We start from the raw sequence: 1,439 nt of genomic DNA on the forward strand, positions 1-1,439 counted from the left end.
ATCTCAAGCTGACAACCTGCATACTTGCACTTATAGTCCAGTTGTCTTTTGAGTTCAAACCATCCTGCATCGTATGTTGATTTAGCTAGATTGGTTTTTTTAGTTGTAAATGAGCGAGATTTAACTTCACCAACCATAATTAAGCTGTTATCTTTAACAAGCTTGGTGGTGAATTTATGAATTAAGTCTAATCTTGTGTTTTTGATTTTGGCGTGGATTGCTTTAACAAGTTTTTTATTGTTAGCACGTTGAGCGATAGCAAGCTTTTTAGCCCACTTTTGCGTTTGTTTGGTTGTCAGCTTGTCACCGTTTGATGTGGTAGCAGATTCCTTTAAGCCTAAGTCAATACCAACGCTGCCCATACCGCTTGCTTGCTTAGGAAAGTCTTTAACGGTGATACACGCATACCAACGACTACGACTGTCTTGTACTATCTCAAGCGTGTTAATTTGATATAGGCTTAGGTTGTAGCTATCGAATACATCTATGATAAGCTTTTGACCTTTAGATAGGGATAGCTGTATGGTTGATTTAAGTGCTTTCTTTCCCGTTTGTCTTGTGCTTAGGTATTTGATAGCAGACTTTTTAAAAGGTATCCAGCCCAGTGATTTACGCTTGGCATCAGCTCTATTAGTACGCCAGTTAAGTTTGGCTTTTTTGAATTGTTTGCGAGATTTGGCGTGAGTCTCGTTGATGGCTTGTAGGGTTTGTGAGTGTAAGCCTAATAGTTCGCCACTGCCTTTGGTGTATTCGTTAAGGTCGTAGGCTGAAAAGAATTTACCAGCCTTTTGTAGATGTTTGTAACTCAAGTCATTAACATAGTTCCACGCATAGTTGATACTACCAGCTATTTTGTTTAGTTGGCTTACGTGTTTGTCTTTGATGCGTAGTTTGAGTGTTTTCATAGGGTTAGTTTATACTGATATTACCTTTTATTCAATATTGGTCTAATCAATGGAAAACGACTTAAGACGTGGTAGACACGTTGTTTTTAATTTGCATGTACATTTGGTCTTTGTCGCTAAGTATCGACGAGCAGTTTTCACCAAACAAGTTCTTGATGACCTTGAGGCTATCTTTGATGATGTGTGCAAAAAGTTTGAAGCCGAGCTTGTGGAGTTTGATGGTAAAGATGACCATGTGCACTTGCTGGTGACTTATCCCCCTAAGGTGGCTATCTCAAGTTTGGTTAATAGTTTGAAAGGCGTTTCTAGTCGACTTATTCGCAAAAAGCAATATCCATCTATCTCTAAGCAGTTATGGGGCAGTGCGTTGTGGTCACCTAGTTACTTTGCAGGTAGCTGTGGCGGTGCTCCAATTGAGATTATCCGCCAGTATATTGAACAGCAAAATACGCCACACTAAACAGCTTTCTTTGCGTAAGCATAACTACGGAGTTGCCTTATATCCACCCCCTGAAGTGGGTGGTTTTACGGCAA

The 1,439-nt window shown here is 39.9% G+C and carries 2 protein-coding genes; one reads left to right on the forward strand and one right to left on the reverse strand.

Annotated elements, in window-relative coordinates; all coding sequences use genetic code 11:
- Window positions 1–905, reverse strand: a 905-nt coding sequence (locus A1019T_RS00505) for an RNA-guided endonuclease InsQ/TnpB family protein (protein ID WP_077449947.1), incomplete at its 3' end; no start/stop codon positions are given.
- 49 nt (window positions 906–954) lie between these two features.
- Between A1019T_RS00505 and tnpA the strand changes: the two genes are divergently transcribed.
- Window positions 955–1,365, forward strand: a complete 411-nt coding sequence (tnpA, locus tag A1019T_RS00510; protein WP_077449948.1) for an IS200/IS605 family transposase — start codon at window positions 955–957, stop codon at window positions 1,363–1,365.
- The last annotated feature ends 74 nt before the right edge of the window (window positions 1,366–1,439 follow it).

Source organism: Psychrobacter piechaudii (assembly GCF_900162825.1).
Taxonomy (GTDB): Bacteria; Pseudomonadota; Gammaproteobacteria; order Pseudomonadales; family Moraxellaceae; genus Psychrobacter; species Psychrobacter piechaudii.